21 protein-coding genes are annotated in these 21105 nt (G+C 68.2%); 18 read left to right on the top strand and 3 right to left on the bottom strand.

The features are described 5' to 3' along the window. Window positions 1-62: 62 nt before the first annotated feature. Complete coding sequence (locus tag WFM69_RS12670; protein ID WP_337005186.1) at window positions 63-680, bottom strand: vitamin K epoxide reductase family protein; 618 nt, start codon at window positions 678-680, stop codon at window positions 63-65. A gap of 282 nt (window positions 681-962) precedes the next feature. Between WFM69_RS12670 and WFM69_RS12665 the strand changes: the two genes are divergently transcribed. Beyond that, window positions 963-3494 (top strand): Rne/Rng family ribonuclease, encoded by a 2532-nt coding sequence (locus WFM69_RS12665; RefSeq protein WP_337005184.1) that lies wholly within the window; start codon window positions 963-965, stop codon window positions 3492-3494. On the opposite strand, the gene WFM69_RS12660 is transcribed toward WFM69_RS12665, so the two are convergent. Beyond that, window positions 3456-3725, bottom strand: a complete 270-nt coding sequence (locus WFM69_RS12660) for a DUF4031 domain-containing protein (protein WP_337005182.1) — start codon at window positions 3723-3725, stop codon at window positions 3456-3458. The two genes, WFM69_RS12665 and WFM69_RS12660, sit on opposite strands and share 39 nt — an antisense overlap. A 226-nt stretch (window positions 3726-3951) precedes the next feature. Here WFM69_RS12660 and rplU point away from each other — a divergent pair, with 226 nt between their 5' ends. The 10 genes from rplU (at window position 3952) to WFM69_RS12610 (ending at window position 11371) form a co-directional block, all read left to right on the top strand. Next, on the top strand, window positions 3952-4260 hold the full coding sequence (rplU, locus tag WFM69_RS12655; RefSeq protein ID WP_337005181.1) for a 50S ribosomal protein L21: 309 nt from the start codon (window positions 3952-3954) through the stop codon (window positions 4258-4260). Between the two features lie 18 nt (window positions 4261-4278). Next, window positions 4279-4536 (top strand): 50S ribosomal protein L27, encoded by a 258-nt coding sequence (gene rpmA, locus WFM69_RS12650; RefSeq protein WP_017202370.1) that lies wholly within the window; start codon window positions 4279-4281, stop codon window positions 4534-4536. A gap of 101 nt (window positions 4537-4637) precedes the next feature. Next, a complete protein-coding gene (gene obgE / locus WFM69_RS12645) occupies window positions 4638-6137 on the top strand; it encodes a GTPase ObgE (protein WP_337005177.1) in 1500 nt (499 codons plus the stop codon). Further along, window positions 6134-6919: a glutamate 5-kinase gene (gene proB, locus WFM69_RS12640; RefSeq protein ID WP_337005175.1), complete on the top strand. Its 786-nt coding sequence runs from the start codon at window positions 6134-6136 to the stop codon at window positions 6917-6919. The genes obgE and proB overlap by 4 nt, the downstream gene beginning before the upstream one ends. 9 nt (window positions 6920-6928) lie before the next feature. Next, entirely contained in the window at window positions 6929-8182 is a 1254-nt protein-coding gene (locus WFM69_RS12635) for a glutamate-5-semialdehyde dehydrogenase (protein ID WP_337005173.1), read from the top strand. A 64-nt stretch (window positions 8183-8246) separates the two neighbouring features. Further along, window positions 8247-8471, top strand: coding sequence for a hypothetical protein (locus WFM69_RS12630; protein WP_337005171.1), 225 nt, complete (start codon window positions 8247-8249; stop codon window positions 8469-8471). A 6-nt stretch (window positions 8472-8477) separates the two neighbouring features. Continuing rightward, complete coding sequence (gene nadD, locus WFM69_RS12625; RefSeq protein WP_337005169.1) at window positions 8478-9083, top strand: nicotinate-nucleotide adenylyltransferase; 606 nt, start codon at window positions 8478-8480, stop codon at window positions 9081-9083. Further along, on the top strand, window positions 9080-10300 hold the full coding sequence (locus tag WFM69_RS12620) for a hypothetical protein (protein ID WP_337005167.1): 1221 nt from the start codon (window positions 9080-9082) through the stop codon (window positions 10298-10300). The genes nadD and WFM69_RS12620 overlap by 4 nt, the downstream gene beginning before the upstream one ends. Further along, window positions 10300-10680, top strand: a complete 381-nt coding sequence (gene rsfS / locus WFM69_RS12615) for a ribosome silencing factor (RefSeq protein WP_337005165.1) — start codon at window positions 10300-10302, stop codon at window positions 10678-10680. Before WFM69_RS12620 ends, rsfS begins: the two co-directional genes overlap by 1 nt. Window position 10681: 1 nt before the next feature. Beyond that, on the top strand, window positions 10682-11371 hold the full coding sequence (locus WFM69_RS12610) for an SDR family oxidoreductase (RefSeq protein WP_337005163.1): 690 nt from the start codon (window positions 10682-10684) through the stop codon (window positions 11369-11371). Between the two features lie 10 nt (window positions 11372-11381). On the opposite strand, the gene WFM69_RS12605 is transcribed toward WFM69_RS12610, so the two are convergent. Further along, window positions 11382-13037 (bottom strand): ABC transporter ATP-binding protein, encoded by a 1656-nt coding sequence (locus WFM69_RS12605; RefSeq protein ID WP_337005161.1) that lies wholly within the window; start codon window positions 13035-13037, stop codon window positions 11382-11384. A 169-nt stretch (window positions 13038-13206) separates the two neighbouring features. On the opposite strand from WFM69_RS12605, the gene WFM69_RS12600 reads away from it, so the two are divergent. The 7 genes from WFM69_RS12600 to WFM69_RS12570 are packed head-to-tail and all read left to right on the top strand — an operon-like array spanning window position 13207 to window position 21063. Beyond that, window positions 13207-14412 (top strand): dipeptidase, encoded by a 1206-nt coding sequence (locus tag WFM69_RS12600; RefSeq protein ID WP_337005159.1) that lies wholly within the window; start codon window positions 13207-13209, stop codon window positions 14410-14412. Continuing rightward, window positions 14412-16028: an ABC transporter substrate-binding protein gene (locus tag WFM69_RS12595; protein WP_337005158.1), complete on the top strand. Its 1617-nt coding sequence runs from the start codon at window positions 14412-14414 to the stop codon at window positions 16026-16028. The genes WFM69_RS12600 and WFM69_RS12595 overlap by 1 nt, the downstream gene beginning before the upstream one ends. A 32-nt stretch (window positions 16029-16060) precedes the next feature. Continuing rightward, a complete protein-coding gene (locus WFM69_RS12590) occupies window positions 16061-17023 on the top strand; it encodes an ABC transporter permease (protein ID WP_337005156.1) in 963 nt (320 codons plus the stop codon). Further along, window positions 17020-17919 carry an ABC transporter permease gene (locus tag WFM69_RS12585; protein ID WP_337005154.1) on the top strand — a complete coding sequence of 300 codons (900 nt, stop codon included), beginning with the start codon at window positions 17020-17022 and terminating at the stop codon, window positions 17917-17919. Before WFM69_RS12590 ends, WFM69_RS12585 begins: the two co-directional genes overlap by 4 nt. 9 nt (window positions 17920-17928) lie before the next feature. After that, entirely contained in the window at window positions 17929-19107 is a 1179-nt protein-coding gene (locus tag WFM69_RS12580) for a M24 family metallopeptidase (protein WP_337005152.1), read from the top strand. 25 nt (window positions 19108-19132) lie between these two features. Then, window positions 19133-20032 (top strand): alpha/beta fold hydrolase, encoded by a 900-nt coding sequence (locus WFM69_RS12575; protein ID WP_337005150.1) that lies wholly within the window; start codon window positions 19133-19135, stop codon window positions 20030-20032. 23 nt (window positions 20033-20055) lie between these two features. Further along, window positions 20056-21063: an Lrp/AsnC family transcriptional regulator gene (locus WFM69_RS12570; RefSeq protein ID WP_337005148.1), complete on the top strand. Its 1008-nt coding sequence runs from the start codon at window positions 20056-20058 to the stop codon at window positions 21061-21063. The last annotated feature ends 42 nt before the right edge of the window (window positions 21064-21105 follow it).

Raw genomic sequence — 21105 nt, 5'->3', positions numbered from 1 at the left:
GCATTAGGAAACCCGCCGTCGATCGCAGGATCGGCGGCGGGTTTCCCGTTGGTGCGGGCGGGTCAGAAGATCATGCCGATGACCTCGCCGAGCAGGTCGAGGCCGCGCAGCTGGGCGAGCAGGACGACCACGGCATACGCGAGGATCGTGGCGAGCGGCACCCAGGCCATGAGGCGGTTCGCGCGCTCTTTCACCTTCTCGTTGCTCGTGAAGCTGCCGTTCCGCGTGAGATGCAGCATGGTCGCGAAGAAGGTCGGGATGGTCACCGACCAGGTGAGCATGCACCAGGGGCAGAGCACGCCGAGGTTGGGAGCGTAGAGGCTCTGCCAGATCAGCCAGCACACGAGGCCGAAGGCGAACGTGATGCCCGCGCCGAACGTCAGCCAGAACCAGCGCGGGAACCGGGCTCCCGCCAGCAGTGCGACGCCGACGAAGAGGGGAGCCATCCAGCCGGCGATCCCGATGATCGGGTTGGGGAAGCCGAAGACCTCGCCCTGCCAGGATCCGAGGTTCTTGCCGCACTGGATCATCACGCTGACGTTGCAGCTGAGTTCGGCGTCCGGGTTCGCGGCCTGGATGAACTTGTCCATCGTGAGCTGGAAGGCGGCGAACCAGCCCACCACGCTCGCGATGATCAGCCAGACGGCATAGACGACGGGGCGGGTGCGCTGCTCGCTCATACTGGGGATTATCCCAGCGACGGCTATGGATGTGGCGAGAACAGGCCGGTGAAAAACGCCTGGCGACACCGGGATGCCGCGAACGCACCCACTTGGTGCGATAATGGCCTGTGATGCGATGAACGGCGTTGCCGCGACACGCATCGAGCAGACTTCGGGGTCCTATGCCCCACGCGATCAGAGCCATGAGCCGGTCGCAAACCGAGTGAGTTCGCGGAACCCGCGGGTACCGCATGAGATTTCACGGAGCACCCAGTGTCCCGTGCAGGGAGTACGCCAGAGATGGCCGATGAGAACAATGACAACAACGCCCCTACCCTCGACTTCCCGGCTGACGCCGCGGGAGAGCTGACGGAGCACATCGCTCCCGAGGTGGCCGACCCCGCGGAGGCACCGAGCGAGGGCGAGGAGTCTGCAGACGTGGCCGATGAGGCTCTCGGAGCGGAGTCTGTCGCGGACGAGGCTGCCGCGGCGGAGACCGCCGCAGAAGAGTCCGTCGCTGAGGAGCCTGCAGTGGAGGAGGCCGCCTCCGAGGCGCCCTCCGCCGAGGCGCCATCCCCCGAAGAGCCCGCCGTCGAGTCGCCTGCTGCAGAGGAACCTGCCGCTGAGGAACCTGCCGCTGAGGAGCCTGCCGCTGAGGAGCCTGCCGCCGAGGAGCCCGCCGCCCCCGAGGCGCCGGCGCCGATCACGGCTGTGTCGCTCGGCCTCCTGCCCGAGGTGTTCGTCTCCCAGGTCTCCACGCAGCTGCACTTCTATGCCCCCGAGATCGTCCCGCTTCCCGCCCGCCCGGGTCGCGAGCGCATCTTCGACCGCATCGCCGAGCGCGAGCAGCCGCAGGACGATGCTGCCGGCCGCGGTCGTGGCCGTCGCCGTCGCGGCGGATCCGAGGGCGACGACCAGCGCGAAGAGCCGCGTCAGCGTCAGCGCGTCGTCGAGTACATCACCGAGCCGAAGGCCATCAAGGGATCGACCCGTCTCGAGGCCAAGAAGCAGCGCCGCCGTGACGGTCGTGATGCGGGGCGTCGTCGTCCTGTCGTGACCGAGGCCGAGTTCCTCGCCCGTCGCGAGTCGGTCGACCGCAAGATGGTCGTGCGCTCGAAGAACGGCCGGACGCAGATCGGCGTCCTCGAGGACGGCGTGCTCGTCGAGCACTACGTCGCCCGCAACCAGGACGCGTCCCTCATCGGCAACGTGTACCTCGGACGGGTCCAGAACGTGCTCCCCAGCATGGAGGCGGCGTTCGTCGACATCGGTCGCGGACGCAACGCCGTGCTGTACTCCGGCGAGGTCGACTGGGACGGCGTCGAGACCGGCAACCAGCCCCGTCGCATCGAGCTGGCGCTCAAGCCCGGCGACCGCGTGCTCGTGCAGGTGACGAAGGACCCGGTGGGTCACAAGGGCGCGCGTCTCACCAGCCAGATCTCCCTCCCCGGCCGCTACCTCGTGTACGTGCCCGGCGGATCCATGAACGGCATCAGCCGGAAGCTCCCCGACAACGAGCGTGCACGCCTCAAGCGCATCCTCAAGGAGGTGCTGCCCGAGTCGTCGGGCGTGATCGTGCGCACCGCGGCCGAGGGCGCGACCGAGGATCAGCTCACACGCGACGTGCAGCGGCTCACCTCGCAGTGGGAGCACATCCAGAAGCAGGTCGAGAACCAGCAGGCGCCGGCGCTCCTGCACGCCGAGCCCGACCTGCTCGTCAAGATCGTGCGCGACGTCTTCAACGAGGACTTCACGAAGATGCTGATCCAGGGCGAGGACGCGCAGCAGACCATCCGCGCATACCTGGAGAGCGTCGCCCCCGACCTGCTCGAGCGCGTCGAGGCGTACGAGGACGAGACCGACCCGTTCGACGCGTTCCGCATCACGGAGCAGATCGAGAAGGCGCTCGACCGCAAGGTCTGGCTGCCGTCCGGCGGATCGCTCGTGATCGACCGCACCGAGGCCATGACGGTCGTCGACGTCAACACCGGCAAGTTCGTCGGCTCGGGCGGAAACCTCGAGGAGACGGTCACCAAGAACAACCTCGAGGCGGCGGAGGAGATCGTCCGCCAGCTGCGCCTGCGTGACATCGGCGGCATCATCGTCGTCGACTTCATCGACATGGTGCTCGAGTCCAACCGCGACCTCGTGCTGCGCCGCCTGATCGAGTGCCTGAGCCGCGACCGGACGAAGCACCAGGTGGCCGAGGTCACCTCGCTCGGACTCGTGCAGATGACCCGCAAGAAGCTCGGCCTCGGCCTGCTGGAGACCTTCAGCGAGGCGTGCGAGGTCTGCGCCGGCCGCGGCGTCATCGTGCACCACGACCCCGTCGTGAAGCACCGCACCAGCAACAGCGCCAACGGCGGCGGAAACAGCAACGGCAACGGCCAGAGCGGTCGTCGTCAGCGCGGCGGCAACAATGGCAACGGCGGCGGCAACGGGCAGAGTCAGCACGCTCCGGCGGCTCCGAACGTGACCCACAGCATCACCGAGGGGGCCAAGTCCGCTCTGGCGCAGATCGCGGCGTCCACGATCGCTCCGGCGTCGGACGGCGCAGCCGAGGCCGGACCCGTCGAGGCGCCGGCCGAGGCACCGGCAGCTGCCGAGCGTCCGAAGAAGGCCCGCAAGAAGCGCGGGGGAGACCGCAAGGGTCCGAAGTCTCCTGCCGAGCAGCTGCTCGACTCGGTGCTCGACGCCCTTCCGGAGCCGAAGGCACCGGGTCAGGGACGTGGCCGTCGTCGCGTGAGCACGGCGGCACTGACCGGAACCCCGGTCTCGGTCAACTCCGAGCCGTCAGGGCCGTCGGTCCCGGCCGCGGACGCGGAGTCCTGAGGCGATCAGCCGACGAACCAGCTCCTTGCCCGCCACATGGTGGGCGCCGGCGGCGATGAGCCGGGGGATGATCTCCTCCGGCACGTCGTAGTGGTCGAGGTCGAAGGCGCGCGCCGGCACGTCGTTCGCCCGCGCGAACGCGTGCAGCTCGTCGAGGTCCGCGTCGCTGACCAGGTGCGCCCAGAGGCGTCCGTGGGCGGGCCAGATCGGGTCATCGACGAGTACGGTCACCTCGCCAGCCTAGGTCCGTGGGGGAGGGGGAGCGCCGGGTCCGTCTCGCTTTGCGACACCGACCCGCATCCGGTAAAGTAGTCCCTTGGTGCGTATGCCGCGTCGTCCTCGTCGGTCGAAGCGGAGAGCCTTGCGTTCGCGCCCGTCGTTCTGCGGCGCATGCAAGCAACAGTCTTCCCGTGAGATTCTCGGAGCCGACGTGCTCCCCAACGAAACAAGGTATGAAGTGGTTTACGCAGTAGTGCGCGCCGGTGGGCGGCAGGAGAAGGTCGAGGTCGACACGATCGTTCAGCTCGACCGTGTGCAGGCTGCCCAGGGCGAGAAGATCGAGCTTGCCGCTGTGCTGCTCGTCGACGGCGCCTCGGTGACCACCGACGCCGACAAGCTGGCGAAGGTCAAGGTCACGGCTGAGGTTCTCGGCAACCTCCGCGGCCCGAAGATCGTCATCCAGAAGTACAAGAACAAGACCGGCTACAAGAAGCGCCAGGGCCACCGTCAGGAGCTCACGCGCGTCAAGATCACCGGCATCAAGTAAGACCGAGGAGACCAGGACATGGCACACAAAAAGGGCGCAAGCTCCACCCGCAACGGTCGTGACTCCAACGCACAGCGCCTCGGCGTGAAGCGCTTCGGCGGTCAGCAGGTCCTCGCCGGCGAGATCATCGTCCGCCAGCGCGGCACGCACTTCCACCCCGGCGTCAACGTCGGCCGTGGCGGCGACGACACGCTGTTCGCTCTGGCCGCGGGCGCGGTCGAGTTCGGCGCGAAGGGCGGCCGCAAGGTCGTCAACATCGTCGCCGCAGCTGAGTGATCTCAGCGCGACACTAGTCATCCGGTTCGGGGCGGGCTTCGGCTCGCCCCGTCCGTGTATCTGCACACCTTCATCTCACAGGAACCCAGGGGAACCCGCACATGGTCACGTTCGTCGACACCGTCACACTGCACCTTCGTGCGGGTAAGGGCGGCAACGGCTGCGTCTCCGTGCACCGCGAGAAGTTCAAGCCGCTCGGCGGACCCGACGGCGGCAATGGCGGCGATGGCGGCGACGTCGTCCTCGTGGCCGACCCGCAGACCGGCACGCTGCTGTCGTACCACCACTCGCCGCACCGCTCCTCCGGTAACGGCGGTCCGGGCATGGGCGACCACCGCTCCGGCTTCCTCGGTGAGACGCTCGAGCTTCCGGTCCCCGTGGGGACCGTGGTGAAGAACACTGCGGGCGACGTGCTGATCGACATGATCATCCCCGGCGAGCGGTTCGTCGTCGCCAAAGGCGGGATGGGCGGACTGGGCAACGCCGCCCTCGCCACCCCGAAGCGCAAGGCGCCCGGATTCGCGCTCCTCGGCACTCCCGGGTACGAGGGCGACGTCGTCCTGGAGCTGAAGACGGTCGCGGACATCGCGCTCGTCGGGTACCCGTCCGCGGGAAAGTCGAGCCTGATCGGCGCGATCTCCGCCGCGCGCCCCAAGATCGCCGACTATCCGTTCACGACGCTGCACCCGAACCTCGGCGTCGTGCAGGTCGGCGACTTCCGCTATACGGTCGCCGATGTGCCCGGCCTCATCGAGGGAGCGAGTGAAGGACGCGGCCTCGGTCTCGAGTTCCTCCGCCACGTCGAGCGCTGCTCGGCGCTGCTGCACGTGCTCGACTGCGCGACGCTGGAGCCGGGCCGCGATCCGATCTCCGACCTCGACGTCATCCTCGCCGAACTCGGCGCCTACGAGGTGCCGGAGGGGCAGACGCCGCTGCTCGAGCGTCCCCAGTTCGTCGCGCTGAACAAGGTCGACGTGCCCGAGGCGCGCGACCTCGCCGAACTCGTGCGGCCGGACCTCGAGGCCCGTGGGTTCCGCGTGTTCGAGATCTCCACGGTCTCGCACGAGGGACTGCGCCCGCTCACCTTCGCGCTCGGCGAACTCGTCGAGAAGCACCGGGCAGAGGCCGCGGTCGAGACGCCGGTCGAGCGTGTCGTGATCCGCCCGCGTGGCTCCAAGAAGGACTTCAGCATCCGGGTCGAGGGCGGCACCTACGGCAACGTGTACCGGATCCTCGGCGAGAAGCCGGTGCGCTGGGTGCAGCAGACCGATTTCCAGAACGAGGAGGCCGTCGGCTACCTGGCCGACCGCCTCGAGAAGCTGGGCGTCGAGGACGAGCTCTTCCGCCTCGGCGCGGTACAGGGATCGACCGTGGTGATCGGCGAGGGCGACAGCATCGTCTTCGACTGGGAGCCGACCATGACCTCCGCCGCCGAGCTGATGACCGCGCCCCGCGGAACCGACCCGCGTCTTGCCCCCAACTCCCGTCGCACGACCTCGGAGCGCCGCGAGCAGTACTACGAGCGCATGGACGCCAAGGCCGAGGCCCGCGCCGAGGTCGAGGCGCAGCGGCTCGCCGCGTACCGCGAGGACGGCGAGTGACCGCACGCACCCGTGCGGACCTGGCGTCCGCATCCCGCATCGTCGTGAAGGTCGGCTCGTCGTCGATCAGCGGGGAATCCTCCTGGCGGATCCCGATGCTCGTGCACGCGTTGGCGGCGGCGCACGCGCGGGGCACCGAGGTGGTGCTGGTCTCCTCCGGTGCGATCGCGACCGGCATCCCGTTCCTCAAGCTCGACGCCCGTCCCACAGACCTCGCGACGCAGCAGGCGGCCGCGGCGGTCGGACAGAACATTCTGGTGTTCCGCTACCAGGAGGCGCTGCGACCCTTCGACATCGTGGCCGGTCAGGTCCTGCTCACCACGGGCGACCTCGAGAACGCCACCTCGCGCTCGAACGCCCGACGCGCCATGGAGCGCCTGCTCGGGCTGCGCGTGCTCCCCATCGTCAACGAGAACGACACCGTCGCGACGCAGGAGATCCGCTTCGGCGACAACGACCGGCTCGGCGCCCTCGTCGCCCAGCTGATCGAGGCCGATGCCCTGATCCTCCTCAGCGACATCGAGTCGCTGTACACGAAGCCCCCGACCGACCCTGGCGCGGAGCCGATCGACATCGTGGCGCCCGACGCCGATCTCACGGGACTCGAGTTCGGTGCGACCGTGGTGAACAGCGTCGGCACCGGGGGAGCGGCCACCAAGGTCTCGGCCGCCCGTCTCGCCGCGGCGTCCGGTATCGGGGTGCTGGTCACCAGCGCCGACCTGGTCGATCGGGCGCTCTCCGGGGCTGAAATAGGGACCTGGTTCGAGCCGGCGACCTCCTAAACTGGGCGGATGACCGACCAGACTCCGCAGGTGCGCCTGGAGCGCGCGAAAGACGCCTCCCGCGCCACCGCGGCGCTCACCAGCGACGACAAGGCCAGGGTGCTCGAGGCCATCGCGGTCGCGCTCCTCGACGGTGCGCCGCAGATCATCGAGGCGAACGGCCGCGACATCGCGCGCGGACGCGAGGACGGCATCGGGGAGTCGCTGATCGATCGGCTGCGTCTCGACGAGAAGCGCGTCGCCGCGCTCGCCTCGGCCGTGCGCGAGGTCGCCGCGCTGCCCGACCCGGTGGGTCGCGTCGTCGGCGGGCATCGGATGCCCAACGGGGTGGCGCTCGAGCAGGTGCGCGTGCCCTTCGGCGTGGTCGGAGCGATCTACGAGGCGCGTCCCAACGTGACGGTCGACATCGCGGCGCTCGCGCTGCGGTCGGGCAACGCGGTCGTGCTGCGCGGAGGAAGCGCTGCGCGTGAATCGAACACCGTGCTCGTCGAGATCATGCGCGCGGCGATCGAGGGCGCGGGTCTCACGGCCGAGGCGATCCAGACGGTCGACGACTTCGGACGCGACGGTGCGAAGGCGCTCATGCACGGACGCGGCTTCATCGACGTGCTGGTCCCCCGGGGGAGCGCGGGCCTGATCGAGACGGTCGTGACCGAGTCGACGGTGCCGGTGATCGAGACCGGGGCGGGCAACGTCCACATCTTCCTCGACGAGACGGCTCCCGCCGACTGGGCGCGCGACATCGTCGTGAACGCCAAGGTGCAGCGGCCGAGCGTGTGCAACGCCGTCGAGACCGTGCTCGTGCACCGCCAGGCCGCGCCGAGCCTGATCCCCCTCGTGGCCAGCGCACTGCAGAGCGAGGGCGTCGCGATCCATGGCGACGACATGGTCGCCGGACTCGTGTCGAACGTGATCCCGGCCACCGAGGAGGACTGGGCGACCGAGTATCTGAGCCTCGACATCGCGATCAAGGTCGTCGAGTCCCTCGACGAGGCGCTCGCGCACATCCGTCGCTACAGCACGGGACACACCGAGTCGATCATCACGACCGATTCGCGCAACATCGAGCGGTTCCTGGCCGAGGTCGATTCGGCCGTCGTGATGGCGAACACCTCCACGCGCTTCACGGATGGCGGCGAGTTCGGATTCGGCGCCGAGGTCGGCATCTCCACGCAGAAGCTGCACGCGCGCGGTCCGATGGGCCTCGCCGAGCTCACCAGCACGAAATGGCTCGCGCGTGGAGCGGGGCAGACCCGCGGCTGAGGGCTAGACTGGGGGACGCTGTACCCCACAGGATCCCGAACAGTACGCCCGAAACGGAGTCAGGATGAACCTCGTCGCACAGATCGCGATGGCCGCTGCCGAAACCGAGCACCACGGCAATGTCGCGCTCGAGACGGTGATCTTCGGAGCCATCGCGGCGATCGTGTTCGCCTTCCTCGGACTGGTGACCTTCTCGTACAAGAACGTCGCCAACCGCCACTCCGCGAAGGCCGAGGCGTGGGCTGCGAAGCACGGCAAGGACGGTCACGAGGCGGGACACGGCCACTAGGCCCCCATGAACGACGCTGCTACCACGCGCACCCCGCGCATCGGCGTGATGGGCGGAACCTTCGACCCCATCCACCACGGCCACCTGGTCGCAGCCAGCGAAGTGGCGAACTCCTTCGGCCTGGACGAGGTCGTGTTCGTGCCCACCGGTCGCCCCTGGCAGAAGTCGAGCGTCACCCCGAGTGAGCACCGCTACCTCATGACCGTGATCGCGACCGCGTCCAACCCCCAGTTCACGGTGAGCAGGGTCGACGTCGACCGCGAGGGACCGACCTACACGATCGATACGCTGCGCGATCTCAAGCGCGATCGGCCGGATGCGGAGTTGTTCTTCATCACCGGGGCAGACGCCGTAGCGCAAATTCTCAGTTGGAGGGACCATGATGAGTTGTGGGAGTTGGCCCACTTCGTCGCGGTCTCACGCCCAGGACACATCCTGAGCACTGACGGCCTCCCGAGCGACAACGTCAGCCAACTGGAAGTGCCGGCGCTGTCGATCTCGTCGACGGACTGCCGTGAACGCGTTCGCGACGATCAGCCGGTCTGGTATCTGGTCCCTGATGGGGTCGTTCAGTACATCGCGAAGCATCATCTGTATCGGAGCAAGGCATGAGTACATCGGATCAGCAGGGGCAGGGTCCGCTGACGCGAAAGCAGCTGCGGGAAATCCGGTTGACGGGTTCCACCCCCGTGATCTCCAGCGAAGAGGCCGCCGCGGCTGCGGAAGCGGCCCCGCCCGCACCCCCGCTTCCACGCGCTGCCGAACCCGCGCCGGTCGCCCCGGCCCCGGCCCCGGCTCGTGAAGCGGAGAGCGGCGATGCCCCGCTGACCCGCCGTCAGGTGCGCGAGCTGGAGAAGGTCCGCACCGCTTCGGTGCCCGTCGTGGGTGCGAATGACGAAGAGTCCGCCGCTCCGACCGATGCTGCCCCGCAGGCTGTCGGGACCCCGCAGCCCGAGGAGCCCCAGGTCGAGGAGCCTCAGGCCGAGGAGCCGAAGGCTGCCGCGCCGGTGAGCGCCCCCGCCGACATCGTGTCGCGCGTTCCCGATTTCGCTGCGGTACCCTCGCCGGACGAAGACGACGATGACGTCGATGATGAGGTCGCGGTCGCGCCGGTCCGCGCATCCGCTGTCACGGATGCCGTGGGCGATGTGCCGCTCGACGCGTCCGACAAGGCCACGGCCGATGAGGTCACCGCCGACGATCACGGCGATGACGAGGTCGAGACCGTCTTCGGGCTCTCCGACGAGTCCTCCGCCGACGCGGCCGACGACGACGTGCTCGCCGACGTGGACGACGTCGATGACGAGGACGACGCCCCCGCGCGGCCCACCGTGAACTCGGCGTTCGGCGAGGGCGTCCTCGCCGATGCCCCCGAGGTGCACACGCCCTTCCGGCCTTCGTTCGACGAGCTGCTCACGGTGGGCGACTCCACGGGGTCGCAGCACTCCGCGCCGAACGCGCTGATCTTCACACGGTCTCCGGGCGAGGGGTCGCTGTCGGGTCCCGTCGCCTCCACCGGCGAGATCCTGGTCACCGGCTCCTACGAGCTTCCGCAGGGCATCGGCTCGCAGGGGCACGCCCTCGGCACCACCGACGGCAAAGACGTCGACGCCGTCCTCATCGACGGTGAGCTGCCGCCCGCCTCGTCGCCCACGCCGATCGCCGCGAGTTCGGCGATCAGCACCATCAAGCCCGCCGGCGAGGTGATCCGTCCCCCGGCGCCCGAGAAGGGCAACCGCCTGATGGTGACGCTCGCCATCATCGCCGGCGGACTCGCCCTCGCGATCGGCGTCGTCCTCGTCATCGCCTTCACCACGAAACTGATTTGATGCAATCACCTGAAACTGCCGAAGAGATGCTGCGCCTCGCAGCGCAAGCCGCCATCGACAAGGGCGGCGAGAACCTCGTCGCGCTCAACGTCTCCGAGCCTCTTCCGCTCGTCGACATCTTCCTGCTCGTCACGGGAAACAGCGAGCGCAACGTCGCCGCGATCGCGGACGAGATCGAAGACCGGCTGATCGAGGCGGGTCACAAGCGCGTCCGTCGAGAGGGCCGCGCGGAAGCGCGCTGGGTCCTGCTCGACTTCGGCGACCTGATCGTGCACGTCTTCCACCAGGAGGAGCGGGTCTACTACGGCCTCGAGCGCCTGTGGAAGGACTGCCCCGTCGTTCCCATCGACGTGGCCGAGCCCGCCGCCGACCCCAGCTGACATGCCCACGCACCTGATCACCGGTGCGGGCTCCGGCATCGGCGCGGTCCTCGCCCGTCGACTGCTGGATCGCGGCGACGCGGTGGTGGCACTGGCGCGTGACGCCGGACGTGCCCGCCAGATCGCGGCGGAGCTCCCCGGCGCATCCGTGCTCGTCGGCGACCTCGCGCAGCCGGGCCGGCTCTCGTGGGCGCTGTCGAAGCAGCAGCTGCCCGATCGTATCGACGCCCTGGTGCATGTCGCCGGTGTCGTCGACCTCGGCGACGTCGCGGAGCTGCCCGCCACCTTGTGGGAGCAGCAGCTCGCGGTGAACCTGGTGGCTCCTGCCGAGCTCACCCGGCTCCTCCTCCCCGTGCTGCGCGTCTCGCAGGGGCAGGTCGTTTTCGTGAACTCGGGCGCGGGGCTGCGTGCGAATGCGGGTTGGTCGGCCTATGCGGCCTCCAAGCACGGGCTTCGTGCGCTGGCCGATGCCCTGCGTGCGGAAGAGGCGCAGCACGGGGTGCGCGTGACGTCGATCTACCCCGGGCGCACGGCGACTCCCATGCAGGAGCGGGTGCACCAGCAGGAGGGGCAGGACTACGACGCCGAGCGCTTCATCACGCCCGACGCGGTCGTGACGACCATCCTCACCGCCCTCGATCTTCCGCGCGACGCCGAGATCACCGACCTCACCGTGCGTCCCGGCCGCTGAACCCGTCGTCTCAGGCGGTCAGGCGCGTCCGACGCGCGAGCATCCCGCGGTCTGCCCGCGTCTGCGGCGGGATCGCCGACAGCAACGACCGCGTGTACGGGTGCTCGGGGTGACGGTAGATCTCCTCGGTGTCGCCGATCTCGACCATGTTGCCGAGGTACATGACGGCGACACGGTCGGCGATGTGCCGCACGAGCGACAGGTCGTGCGCGATGAACACGATCGACATGCCCAGACGCTCACGGAGATCGCACAGCAGATCGATGATCTGCGCGCGGATCGACACATCCAGCGCTGACACGGGCTCATCGCACACCAGGACGTCGGGGTCGAGGGCGAGCGCCCGGGCGATGCCGATGCGCTGACGCTGTCCGCCGGAGAACTGGTGCGGGAAGCGGGAGCCCATCTCGGGGGTGAGGCCGACGAGTTCCAGCAGTTCTGCGACACGTTCCCGTCGACTCGCCGGAGTTCCGGTCCGGGTGGCGGCAAGCGGCTCCGCGATGATCTGCTGCACCGTCATGCGCGGGTTGAGTGACATGTACGGATCCTGGAACACCATCTGCACTCCGCGCCGCAGGATCTTGCGATCGCGCAGTCGGCCGCGCGTCACGTCCTGATCGCGGTAGCGGAGGGTGCCGGCGTCGGGGGAGTCGAGACCGACCAGCATCCGGGCGAGCGTGGACTTGCCGCTGCCCGATTCCCCGACGATCGCCAGGATCTCGCCCTGCTGCAGTTCGAGATCCACTCCTGCGACGGCTGCGACGCGGTGCGCACGGCGCCCGCTGCCGGAGCGGAAGGTGCGCTCGAGGCCGTGCCCCGCCAGGATCGGGGTCGAGCCGTCCGACTCGGCCGCGGCACTGACGTCGCGCGGCATCGAGTTGAGCAGCTGGATCGTGTAAGGGTGCTGCGGCTCGGTGAGCACCTCATCGGCGGATCCCGACTCCACGATGCGTCCCGTGCGCATGACCGCGACCTGGTCGGCCACCTCCATGACGACACCCAGATCGTGGGTGATGAGCAGCACGCCCATGCCGAGCCTGTCCCGCAGTGACAGCAGCAGATCGAGGATCTGCGCCTGCACCGTCACATCGAGCGCCGTCGTCGGCTCATCCGCGATGATGAGATCAGGATCCAGCGCGATCGCCATGGCGATCAGGATGCGCTGGCGCTGTCCGCCCGAGAACTGGTGCGGGTAGTCGTGCACGCGCTTGTCGGGGGTGGGGATGCCGACGAGGGTGAGCAGTTCGACCGCACGCGCCTCGGCGGCCCGACGTCCGATGGTGCGGTGTGCGCGGATGAGGTCGATGATCTGGTCGCCGATGCTGAGGACGGGGTTCAAAGCAGAGAGAGCGTCCTGCATCACCAGGCTCACCCGCACGCCCCGCAGGCGTCGGTGCTGTTCGGGGGAGAGGGAGAGGAGATCGGTTCCGCTGAGCGTCATGGTGCCCGCCTCGACCTCGCCGTTGTCGATGAGTCCCATGATCGCGCGAGCGGTCATGGACTTGCCGGAACCGGATTCGCCGAGCAGCGCGAACACTTCGCCGCGGCGCACGGTGATGTCGATCTCGTCGACGACGCGGTTGCTGCGGCCATCGCCGGTGAGGGTGACGGTGAGTCCTCGGACATCCAGGACGACGGCGTTCCGGGGGTCGGATGTGTTCTCCATGGATCACATCATGCCAGCTTCCCGGTTCTGAATTGTTTCGAACAGGAAACATTTCAGCCGAAGATCATCACGAGGATTGACTTCTGTGCCGAAATCCTCCAGATTCGAGGAATCTCCCGCTCGTCGATCGGGAGGGGCACCCGCATCATCGAACCGAAGGAGCGCATCCGTGCTCGAACAAGCTGGCCGGTACACCGGCTACACCGCGTACGACTACCTGGAAGCAGGCAAGGACTACCGCGAGTTCCGTTACGCCAAGCAGATCGGCCGCGTGCCGGCCTATGATCTGGGTCTCAGCGACGCGCAGCAGGAACGCACCGAGCGTCTGCTCCGCGAAGAGACCGTCATCTCGCTGCACGAGCACGTGCAGGTGTTCCCCGAGGACATGGGCGAGCTGCGCGACCACATCCGCCAGGGCCGCGAACCCACCGGGTACCAGGGCCTCGCTCGCTCGGGTCTGACCGCCGTGTTCGACAACGGCATGGACGGCACCTGCTGCATCTCGAGCGACGCCGGCTGGAAGTACCAGGACGTGCTGTTCGACCTGGGCGTGCGCATGGCCGACCTCGCGCACCAGGACTTCGTGATCAAGGCCGAGTCGATCAAGGACATCCGCTACGCCGCGGAGACCGGCCGGGTCGCGCACATCTTTGCGCTCGAGGCCTCGACCATGATCGAGAACGAGGTCGACCGCCTCGACGTCCTGTACGGCTTCGGCGTGCGTCAGATGGGCATCGCGTACTCCGAGGCCAACATGCTCGGCGGCGGGCTCAAGGAGCGCGGCGACGGCGGACTGACCTACTTCGGAGAGCGCGCGGTCGAGCGCATGAACAAGCTCGGCATCGCGATCGACATCTCCCACTCGGGAGACCAGACCTGCCTCGACGTGATCGCGCACTCCACCAAGCCGGTCTTCATCACGCACGCGGGAGCGCGCGGCCTGTGGCCGACCAACCGCATGAAGACGGACGAGACGATCATCGAGTGCGCCAAGCGCGGCGGTGTCATCGGCATCGAGGCGGCACCGCACACGACGATCTCGCCCCAGCACCCGAAGCACTCGCTGGAGTCGGTCATGGACCACTTCCAGTACTGCGTCGACCTGGTCGGCCTCGAGCACGTGAGCTTCGGCCCGGACACGCTGTTCGGCGACCACGTCGGCCTGCACGACGCGTTCTCGTCGAACCTCTCGCTCGGCCAGGCGCACGCCAACGTCGACTACGAGAAGCAGCCCTACGTGGACGGCATCGAGAACCCGGCCGAGGCCTTCTACAACATCATCGGCTGGCTTGTGAAGCACGACTACTCCGACGACGAGATTCGCGCCGTCGTCGGTGGGAACACCATGCGCGTACTCGAGGAGGTTTGGGTCTGATGAAGTACAGCAAGTACCTCGCCCTCGGTGCGGCCGCGGCTCTCGCCGTCGGTCTCGCCGCGTGCGCCCCGTCCGCACCGGAGGCGAAGCCCTCCGCGTCCAGCGGTCCGAGCAACGAGACGCTCAGCATCGGCACGACGACGGACGTCGTGAACTTCAACCCGGTGCTCGGCAACAGCCGCACGGACTCGTGGATCACCAACCTGATGTATCCGCATCTGCTGAGCATCAGCGACGACGGCTCCAAGGAGGCCCACGTGGCCACCGACTGGGGCTACGTCGACGAGACCACCGGTTTCTACGAGATCCGCGACGATCTCACCTGGAGCGACGGCGAACCCCTCACCGCCGAAGACGTCGCCTGGACCCTGAACGCGGTCAAGCGCGACCAGGCACCCGGCACGTTCTACGGTCAGCTCGGCAACCTCGACACGGCCACGGCCGTCTCGGACACCCGGGTCGAGCTGACGCTCACGCAGCCGGACTCCTCGATCATCGACGAGATCGGCTTCTGGGGCGTCGTCGTCCCGAAGCACGTCTTCGAGCCGCACGGATCCATCGCGGAGTTCGCGAACGACGGCAGCGATGGCGGCTGGGTCGGCATGGGGCCGTTCATCATGAGCGACTTCCAGGTCGGCCAGCACTACACGCTGGAGCGCGTGGAGGACTACCCGCTCGTCGACGGCGGCGTCCCCGGACCCGCCGAGGTCGTGTACCGCGTGTACCCGGACGTGAACACCGAAATCCTCGCGCTGCAGAGCGGCGAGATCGACGTGATCGCGAACGCGCTGCCGCCGGCACAGGTCGAGCAGCTGAGCAGCACCGACGGCCTCCAGGTCATCGAAGCTCCCGGTCTCGGCTACGCGCACCTCGTCTACAACATGGACAAGCCCGACCTCGCCAAGACCGAGGTCCGCCAGGCGCTCGCCCACGCGGTCGACTACGACGCGATCCGCACCGTGGTGCTGCAGGGACAGGCCGTCTCGACCGGTTCCAGCGCGCTGATGCCCGTGCTCGCCAAGTACTACGACAAGTCCGTGAAGGAGTACGACTTCGACCCGAAGAAGTCGCGCGAGCTCATGGAGAAGGCCGGGTACACGGCGGACGCCGACGGCACCTTCCCCGTCTCATTCCGACTGATCTACTCGCTGCAGGACAGCGTGACGAGCCAGTGGGCGCAGATGGTCAAGGACAGTGCGGCCGAAGCCGGCATCACGATCGAGCTCCAGGGCACCGAGCGGAACACGTACCTCTCGATGACCAACGAGGGCGACTACGACATCTACGCGGGCAACTTCGCCATCATGGACGACCCGGTGACCAACTTCGCCCTGTCGTACCTGCCGGGCGGAGCGATCAACTACACCCACGTCGACGACGCCGACCTGAACGCGCTGATCGAGGAGGGCATGATCACGTTCGACCAGGACGAGAAGATCTCGATCATGCGCAAGGCGAACAAGATCGTCCACGAGAACGTCTACGACAACATCATGTACACGCAGAACCTGTTCTTCGCCGCCAGCGACGAATGGGCCGGCTTCATCGCGAAGCCGAGCGAGCTGCTCTCGATCGTGAACCCGCTCTCGCTCGCGAGCGCGCACCCGGCCGAGTAACAACCACCGCACTCTCGAGGAAGGTCGCCCGGGTGTCCCGAGCATCGTTCATTCTCCGTCGCGCAGGTCGAGGTCTGCTCACGATCTGGTTCGCCGTGACCGTGACGTTCCTGCTGCTGCGCCTGCTCCCGGGCGACCCGGCCCTGGCGCTGGCGAGCCCGAACATGACGGAGGACATCCGGGCGACCATCCTCGAGCAGTACGGGCTGGATCAGCCCCTGATCGTGCAGTACGGCCTCTACATGTGGCAGCTGCTGCAGGGGAACCTCGGCATCTCGTTCACGCAGTCCATCCCCGTGACCGATGTGCTGCTGCAGCGGCTGCCGTGGACGCTGCTGCTGACGATCACCGCCCTGGTGCTCACGATCCTCATCGGAGTTCCGCTGGGCGTCGCGGCGGCCTCACACAAGGGCAGGTTCATCGACCGTGCCGTGCAGGTGGTCGGGGTCACGGGGCAGTCCCTGTTCGTCCCCAGCGTCGCGATCTTCCTGCTGTTCGTGTTCGGCTTGAACCTCGGCTGGTTCCCGATCGGCGGCGCCTACACGAACAACACCTACGGGTTCGACTGGTACCTCAGCGTCGCGCAGCACCTCGTGCTCCCCGCCGTGTCGCTCATGCTCATCCAGGTCGGCTCCTATGTGCTCACCATGCGCTCCACGCTCATCGAGACCCTCGGCGAGGACTACATCCTCCTCGCGAAGGCGAACGGACTGCGCGGGCACCGCATCCTCTGGAAGCATGCGCTGCGCAACGCACTGCTGCCCACCACGACCCTGATCGGGCTCCAGCTCGGCTTCCTGGTCGGCGGTGCCGTGCTCACCGAGACGGTGTTCGCCTACCCCGGCATCGGCCGCGGCATCTACGAGGCGGTCACGCAGCTCGACTTCCCCGTGCTGCAGGGCGCCTTCCTCATGCTCGCCATCACCGTGGTGGTCGCGAATACGATCACCGACATCATCTACGGCTACCTGGACCCGAGAGTGAAGACCTCATGACCGCTCCGATGCCCTCCTCCGAGACCCTCGCCCCGAGCGAGCCGACCGCCTCCGGGAGCGAGCGGGCGAGCGCGCACACCTGGCGCGCGTTCCGCCGCGACCCGCTCGGCATGATCTCGCTCGGTCTGCTCGTGCTGCTCGTGATCATCGCTCTCGCGGCACCCCTGATCGCGCCCTATCCGGCCAGCTACGGGCCCGATGTGCTGCGTCCGCCGAGCGCCGATCACTGGTTCGGGACGGACGCGCTCGGGCGCGACGTGTTCTCCGAGGTGATCTGGGGAACGCAGCAGAGCGTGCTGGTCGCGGTCGCGGCCTCCGTGATCGCGATCGTGTTCGGCACGATCATCGCGGTGCTCGGCGCGTACTTCCGCAAGCTCGACAGCATCATCAGCGTGATCGTCGACATGACGCTGTCGCTGCCGGTGCTGCCGCTCATGATCCTCATCGCCGCGCTCGTCGGACCGAGCACGTCGACCATCATCTTCGTCGTGGCGGCCTTCTCCTGGCCCGAGGTGACGCGCCTGGTGCGCTCGCAGGCGCTCACCGTGGTCGGTCTGCCGTACGTCGACGCCTCCCGCCTGATGACCACCTCGCCCGTCTGGATCATCACCCGCCACGTGCTCCCGGCCGTGACTCCGGTGGTCGTCGTGTCAGTGGTGGTGACCGCCTCCCGGGCCGTGCTCTCCGCTGCGGGACTGGCGTTCCTCGGACTCGGAGACCCGACGACGTGGTCGTGGGGGCGCATCCTCTACGAGGCGCAGCAGGCCGGGGCGATGGTGAGCGCGTGGTGGCTGACCCTGTTCCCGTCCATCGCGATCCTCATCCTGGTGCTCTCCGCGACGCTCCTCTCGATCGCCTACAACGACGCCCGCAACCCACGGCACCTCGCCCGCTAGGAGACAGACATGAGCGACTTCGATCAGCGCCTGGAGCCCGAGTTCTTCGACCGGGTGCAGGACCGCGTGCGCGGGCGGATGGCCGAGGAGGGCTTCGATGCCTTCCTGACCGACCACCCGGAGGACATCGCCTACCTCACCGGCTTCTTCCACCACCCGTCCGAGCGCCCGGTCGCCGTGTGGATCGAGGCGAGCGGCCGCGTCGTGATGCTGCTCCCGGAACTCGAGCGCGAGTACGCCGAGTCGCAGTCGTCGCGGGCCGAACTCGTCGCGTTCTTCGAGTTCCCCGGGATCGTGTCCCCGTTCGCGGTGCTCGCCGACGCGGTGCGCCCGCGCGGACGCGTCGGGTTCGCCTCGACCATGCCGTTCTCCCGGCTCGCGGCCGCCCGCGACGCGATGCCGGAGGCGGAGCTGGTCGGCTCGGATCTGCTCATCCGCACCCGCTACGTCAAGTTCCCCGAGGAGGTGACGCTGCACCGGGAGGCGGCCCGCGTCACGGATCGGATGCTCGACGCCGGGGTGCAGCTGGTGACCGACGCCGTCGCGGCCGGGGGAGACCTTCCGACCGAGGCGGAGCTGGAGCGGCACGTCACCGCGGCCGGCACCGGCATCATGTACGCGGAGCACCGCAACGTGGTCGTGGCGTCGCTGCTGGCCGGCGGGCTGGTGTACTCCGGCGCGAACTCCGCATTCCCGCACGGACTGCCGTCGGTCAATCGGCTCCGGGCGGGCGACACCTTCATGCTCTCGCTCGGCTGCGCGGTCGGCGGGCGCTTCATCGAGGGGGAGCGCACCTTCGTGCTGGGAGAGCCCACCGCCGATCAGCGCCGGTACCACGACACGATCCGGGACGCGCAGCGGCTCGGACGCGACACGATCCGCGCCGGGCTCGAGTGCCGCGACGCGAACCGCCTCTGCCTCGACGTGATCCGCGACGCCGGCCTCGGCGAGTACATCCGCCACCGTCAGGGACACGGCATCGGGCTCGGGATGCACGAGGCGCCCTGGCTGGAGGACGGCGATGCGACCGTGCTCGAAGCGGGCATGGTCGTCTCGAACGAGCCCGGCATCTACGTGCCGGGACACGCCGGATACCGCATCAGCGACAGCATGCTGGTGACCGCCGATGGCGCCGAAGCACTGACCACCTACCCCCGCAGTCTCGACGACTGCATCATCGCGCTCTGACGCCCCGGAATCGAGAGAAGAGAACATGACCACCACCCCGCCGGTATCCCCGGAGTTCGCCGCAGCCACCGGTTCCCACGAATGGGTCGAGATCAACGGAAACCATCTGGCCGTGGAGGTGCTGGGGCCGGAGGGCGCGCCGGTCATCATCACCCATCACGGCGCGCCGGGGCTCGGATCCCGCGCCGAGCCCCGTGCGAGCTTCGGTCGACTGGCGGACGAGTACCGTGTGGTCGTGTTCGACGCGCGCGGCAGCGGTCAGAGCGAGGGCGAAGGCACGTACAGCCACGAGCAGTGGGCCGCCGACATCGACGGCCTGCGGGAGTGGATCGGCGCGGACAAGATCGTGATGGCGGGTGGCTCGTACGGCGGGTTCATGGCCATGGAGTACGCCCTGCGGTACCCGGAGCGGGTCGCCGCGATCGTGCTGCGCGACACCTCGCCGGACAACTCCAACGCCCACCTCGCACGCGAGAACGCGCTCGCCTCCGACCGCGTGAAGATCGACATGGAGAAGTTCGACCGCATCGATGTCGGCGAGGTCTACGACGACGAGGACCTCAAGGACTGCTGGCGGGAGATCCTGCCGCTGTACGACTTCGTGTACGACCCGGAGGCGACCGAGCGCAAGGTACAGGCGACGCCGTACCGCTACCGCGCGCACAACTACGCCTTCTCCGTGAACCTCAAGAACTACGACCTCAAGCCGAAGCTGCCGGAGATCGGTGTGCCGACACTCATCACCGTGGGACGGACCGACTGGATCACGCCAGTATCGTGTAGCCAGACGATCGCCGATCTCATCCCGGACTCCGAGATGGTGGTGTTCGAGAAATCGGGGCACTCCCCGCAGATCGAGGAGGCAGAGGCGTGGACGAAAGCCGTGCGCACGTTCCTGCACCGGGTGTACCCGCCGACCCGATGAGCAGCATCCACCTGACGAGAGAAGTGAGCGATCTCGATCGACGGATCGTCGTCGCGCTGCAACAGGATGGACGGGCGAGCTGGACGTCGATCGCCGAGTTCGCGGGTGCCTCGGTGTCGACCGTCACCCGCCGAGGGCAGCAGCTGCTTGCCGAAGGGCTGGTGCGGGTCGGGATCGTCCCGACGCTGGGCAGCGAAGGGCACGTGGAGACGTTCTTCGTGCGGATCAACTGCACGCCCGGGTCGCAGCTCGGGGTCGCGCAGGCCTTGATCGGCTCGCCGTACGTGCGCTTCGTGACGCTCGTGACCGGCAAGTTCGACGTGTTCGCCGAAGTCGTCATCCCCGGCGACTCCGCCACGTACGCGCACGTCCTGACTGACTTGCAGGCGATCCCCGGTGTCGAGCGCTGGCGCAGCGACCTGGTCGTGCACACCTACAAGGTGAGCTTCGACTGGGGGCGGCAGCTCTACGACGCGCACGCCGAGGCGACGAGCGATCCGCAGTCGTACATGCCTGCGCCGAACACGTGCGACCCCACGCACTTCGACGATGCCGACCGGGCGATCGTCGAGGAACTCAGCGAGAACGGGCGCGCCTCGTTCCAGTCGATCGGCGACAAGCTCGACATGAACGAGAGCAGCGTGCGCCGTCGGTACGAGCGGATGCGCAATGCCGGCTGCCTCACGACCGTGACGATGGTACCGGCCTCGGCGCTCGGGATGAGTGCCGAGACGCTGCTCATCCTGCGCGTCGAACCGTCACGGATCGCCTCGGTCGCGCAGACCCTCGCGCATCATGTGTCGGTGCGCTTCCTCGCCGCGGCGCTGGAGGAGAACTCGCTGTACTGCGAGATCATCCTGCCGAGCACCGAGACGCTGCACGACTTCCTCACCGGGACCATCGCCCACCTCAAGGGCGTGCGGGGGTGGAACGCGGCGATGGAGCTCGTCTTCATGAAGCGCGGTTTCATCGAGACCCCGTGGTGGCGGGCGCAGGTCGCTTCGGCAGGGGCCGTGGACACCGGGGTGTAGCGCGACAAGCGCGGCACCGTCAGCGCGCGCTGTCAAGGGGCT

Origin of the sequence: Microbacterium sp. LB12, from assembly GCF_037150835.1 — a bacterium.
GTDB lineage: Bacteria > Actinomycetota > Actinomycetes > Actinomycetales > Microbacteriaceae > Microbacterium.
The sequence above is the reverse complement of the archived record's forward strand: the minus strand, read 5'-3'. Positions and strand labels throughout refer to the sequence as shown.